At 51.5% G+C, this 4831-nt stretch carries 2 protein-coding genes; one reads left to right on the top strand and one right to left on the bottom strand.

The features are described 5' to 3' along the window. Positions 1-284: 284 nt before the first annotated feature. Positions 285-3260 (top strand): hypothetical protein, encoded by a 2976-nt coding sequence (locus KDK14_RS02575; RefSeq protein ID WP_257263459.1) that lies wholly within the window; start codon positions 285-287, stop codon positions 3258-3260. Between the two features lie 80 nt (positions 3261-3340). On the opposite strand, the gene KDK14_RS02580 is transcribed toward KDK14_RS02575, so the two are convergent. Next, positions 3341-4384 carry a porin gene (locus tag KDK14_RS02580; protein ID WP_257263460.1) on the bottom strand — a complete coding sequence of 348 codons (1044 nt, stop codon included), beginning with the start codon at positions 4382-4384 and terminating at the stop codon, positions 3341-3343. Positions 4385-4831: the final 447 nt, after the last annotated feature.

The following is a 4831-nucleotide window of genomic DNA, read 5'->3' on the forward strand; positions in this document are numbered from 1 at the left end:
TCACGGCAAAGAGCACTAAGAAGAGCTTTTCTTTTCCTTTGTGCTCTTTGTGTGCCTTGTGGTTCCAATTCAAATCTCTCAACCTGTATCAATCCTCATGTTTGCAAGGCTTTTTAGCTTAAGTCAGTGCCATTGGGGGACTATCTGGCAGCTGATAGCTGGAAGATGTCCATTACTTTTTGATCATCTTGACTCACTAAAAATCCTGCACAACATAGCGTAACAAACGTAGGATATTCTGCGGTTTTTTCAGCATAGGCATAACGTCCAAAGCATTTTGTACTATGTTGTTCGCAAATTATTTCAATCAGCAAATAAATATTGGTGAGGTAGTCATGTTAATACAGCCATCGACCGTATCAAGAGGGGGCACGGCCAGTGACTCCCGATCTGCAACAATAGCGCCTGCGCCACAGGGACGATGGGGCAGTCTGGATGTATCCGGGGAGTCTGGAGTAGTACCGTCTTTATCGAACAATACCCGGCACGGAACCCGGGCAAACGACAATAATAAAATAAAAGATACACAACAGAACTCCTCGCTGCAGCATCGTAAACCGGCCAGCACAATACCCGGGGCTGGTCAGCTGCCCAACGCAACAACGGTACCCGGGGCGCTGCCCAGACTTGCCGCTGCCGACCTGGCAGCATCGGCTGACCCTGGCAGCGACCCGCCAATTCTGGTGGCGGATGCCGAAACACTGGGCAAGATTGGCCGTGACCGGAACTATCCGCCCAATGGCAATTACCAGCTAACTGTTCCGTGTATTGATGGCGGTCAGTTGCGATCTATTGGTAATGATACCCATCCATTTACCGGCAGCCTCCATGGCGAAAAAGGCACCATCGATAATCTCAGAAACTGCCTGATGAAAACCATGGCCGGTGAAGGCCTTGTCTACGATCTGCGCTTTACTGGTGCCAATATAACGTCCACAGGCCCAACCGCAGTGGTGGCCTGTCAAATTAAAGGTAATGCCAGAGTCAGTAATATCCGGGTTGAAAATGCCCATGTCAGTACTTGCGGTGACAGGGCCTATGGCGGAGTTGTAGCAGGCCTTGTTGAAGGCAAGGTTGACAACGCCATGGCAGTGAATTGCACGGTTCAAACTTCAGGCGAGTTTGCCCATGCCGGTATCGGTGCAGGTAAAGTCGATTCTGGTGGCACTGTTGCCAACACGACAGCGGTTAACTGTCAGGTTAACACATCGGATAGCTATGCTTTTGCCGCTATTGGAGCGGGAGCGGTTTCCAACGGAACTGTTACCAACACCAGGGCACTGGACTGCACGGTAGAAACGTCTGGTGATATTAAAAGCGACGCGGGTATCGGCGCAGGGCATGGTGTTGAGTCCAGGGTTACTGACACCACGGCGGTGAACAGCACAGTAACAACTTCTGGACAAGGTAGCATTGCCGGCATCGGCGCGGGATGGTTTGACGGTGGCACCGTGACTGGCACCACGGCGGTTAACTGCCACGTGACAACCAACGGTACCACTGCCAGCGCGGGCATTGGGGGCGGGCAGGTTGGGGAGTTCAAGAAGGATACTGCCGTTACCAATACCGTGGCGGAGCATTGTCATGTCAAAACAGTGAAAGCGAGAGCCAATGCTGCTATTGGCGCGGGGAGGGTTATTGGTGGCACTGTGACCGGCACCAAAGCGGTAAACTGTACCATCAGCACCGAAGGTAAATATGGCACAGCAGGCATCGGCGCCGGGGCCGTTGAAGATAGTCGTGTGGCTAACACCACAGCGTTAAACTGCGAGCTAAAAACCACGGGTAATCGGGGAAGCGCCGGTCTCGGGGCGGGCAAAGTTGTGCGAGGAAATGTTACGGATACGACGGCGGTGCACTGCAAAGTCGAAACCTTTGGTTATGGCCATGATTATGGGGCCAATGGCGGTATCGGAGCAGGAATCATTGAACAAGCGGGCATCGTCGACCGTACCACAGCATTTAACTGTACGATTAAAACCAAAAAGAAATGGGGACAAGCAGGCATCGGCGCCGGAGCTGCCTATAGTGGCACCGTTGCCAATAGCACAGCAGTTCATTGCCGGGTTGAGACTCAAGGTTACTTAGCCGATGCCGCTATCGGCACCGGGTTCGTTACTGATGATGTAACCGTTGCCAACACCCTGGCAGTGAACAGTAATGTGACAACAACCGGGCTCGAGGCAGATGCCGGTTTTGGGGCCGGGGAGGAGGGTACGGTTACCGATACCACAGCGGTTAATTCCACAATCAAAATATCGGGCGACCATGCGCAAACCCATATCGACAGTACCCGGGTTTGTAATACCTACGCCAATGATTTTCTACTCCCTGACAGCCCCGGTGTCTGTCCGCTGGATAATGTGTGTGAACCGCTCGCTCATCCGCTCTTGCTTGCGGACTGCCAACCCGACAGCGAGTATCTTGACCGATTAGGTATGCCAGGCAACTTCAACAGTGACTTCTATTCCATCGAAACCCTGACCACCCCGGACCTGCACTGTCCTGCGCCGTTGACAACAGCGATGGCAGCGCCGACCGCCACGGCGACAGCAGGCAAGACAACCGGAGCATTCACAGAAACTACCCTGCCCGTTGCCAACCCGGCATCCCCTGTGACACTGACCACAGGGATGGCACGATCAACTGGCATAGCGATTTCTGGCCCGTCAGCTTCTGAGACATTGGGCACTGCAATGGCGCTGTCAACCACCAGGCCGACACCGGTCAAGAAAACCTTGGCCGAAGTATCAGGAAGTACCACGGCCTTTTCCGGTCCGCCCTCTGGACCCACAGGGATAGCACAGCCAACCGTCACCATGCCCCCGTTGCGGAAAACCGTGCCTGCAAGCACCATAACCTCTACACGTCTACCGACTTCTACTTCTGAACCATTGACCACAGCAGACGCGCTAACCACCCCCACGGTGGCACCGCTGGCATCTTCCCTGAGCGCCTGGGCCATACTTGGTATCACTCTGGGCCCCAGCCTGGTGCTGGCGGGTTTTGTGGTTGCGTGCATTTACCGTTATTACCATAGGCCTTTCACGTACCGGCCAGGCGGTAGTCATGCGTCGCACACAGAGCGGACCTCTTTAGTGCAGTTGTTGTCTGAGCCATTGGCAGATGCCTATGAAATGGCGGACATTGCGGCGGGCAACCATTTGGGTCAGGAGTCGTCTTTCTTTAATCAGGAGCAAGCACAGGAGGATGTAGAAGATGTCGAAGGTGTCAACGCAAGGGAGCGGCCATTGTCGTAAACGCAAAAAACCCGCAGGAGCGGGTTTTTTGTTGCCGGAAAGTCCGGCGAAGGTATTGCTGTTAAGCAACTACTTCGATATTAGAAGTAGTAGCGAGCTTGCAGGATCAGCTTGTCGTCTACGTCCACTTCGTTGTTGTTAACAAGCTTGGTGCTCTTTTCGAACTGGTAAGTACCGGACAGCTGAACTGGACCCTGAGTGTAAACCAGGGCTAATGGGAAGTACTTAAGTTCTTGCTTCAAGTCTTCACCATCTTTTTCGCCTTCCAGCTGGTTGTAACCACCTTCAACCATGAACATATCATTCAGCTGGTAGCTGGCGTACAGTTCATAGCCCTTGGCGTCGTCAGCTCTAACATCTGTCGCAGTGCCAGCAGCATCGTATTTCTCAAACAGAGTACGGTTTTCCAAATCAGCATAAGTGAAAGCTGCATAGATCTTGTCAGCTTCAAACTTCAAACCAAACACTGCAGACGTGGCTTTGTAATCGTTTTGACCAGCAGGTGCATCAACATCTGCCTGGTTATAGGCAGCACCCATGCTCAGGCCCATCGGCAGGTCGTAGCTGGCAGCGATTCCATAAGAGCTGTCGCGATTGCCTTCATTAACAGCTCTTTCGCCCAGCTGGGCTTGAGCAGAAACGTTCAGACCCATGATACTGTGACTGTACTGAAGTACGTCATCTGCACGAGCTGTACCCAGAGCATCGCCATCAGCACCGTAGTAACCAGAAGCGTCACCACCGGTGGTAGCAAACATATCAGTCCAGCCAGCGACAGTACCGTAAGAAGACCAGGCCTTCCCGAAAATCACGGTACCAAACTGTGAGTTTTTGGCACCAACATAACCCAGGCGGTTGCTGAATACGTCACCATCAGTGTCGGTTACGTCAAAGCCCCACTCAACCTTGGCAAAAGCGGTGGTGTCTTGAGTCAGCTTGTGCTCAAAACCAAAATTAATACGACTGGAGTCGCCATCAGTTTCACCAGTGTCCTGGTCAACGTAGCGCATACCAACGTGACCACCAATGGTCACCGTATTGGTGCCATCGTCAACAACAGTAGCAGCCATTGCCTGACCGGCCATTATGGACGCAACAACAGCTGCAAGAATTTTCTTTTGCATGGAGTTCACTCCTGAAATTGTGTGTCATATATGTGTTTTTACTGTCGTCTTTCTTCCTATGCATGGTGAAATGCAAAAGCCCCTTCACCGATGCGGACGACTTAATTTGGAGCGGATTATTCAGGAGTTTTAGTGCTAAGGTCACATCACATAATCGAATCTGGTTATGAATTTTTTTACTATCAAAAAGGGATAAAAATCAGACAACTCGTCATGAAAATAAGCAAAACCTGAATAAAGGCTTTGATTTATAAGGGAAGGAAATAAAACACAGAGAAGATCACGGTCTTGAATGATCAAATATCAAGATATGTAGTTGCCGAGACAACCATTAAGATTCGATGGTCATTGCTTCTAATAATTTACATTTCGTTGATATAACAACGATGAAATAATCCAGGAGGCTGTCCGAGAATAGCGCCCGACTGGGCGTCCCCGTAGCGAGGA

The sequence above is a fragment of the Endozoicomonas sp. ONNA2 genome (genome assembly GCF_024606365.1).
GTDB lineage: Bacteria > Pseudomonadota > Gammaproteobacteria > Pseudomonadales > Endozoicomonadaceae > Endozoicomonas.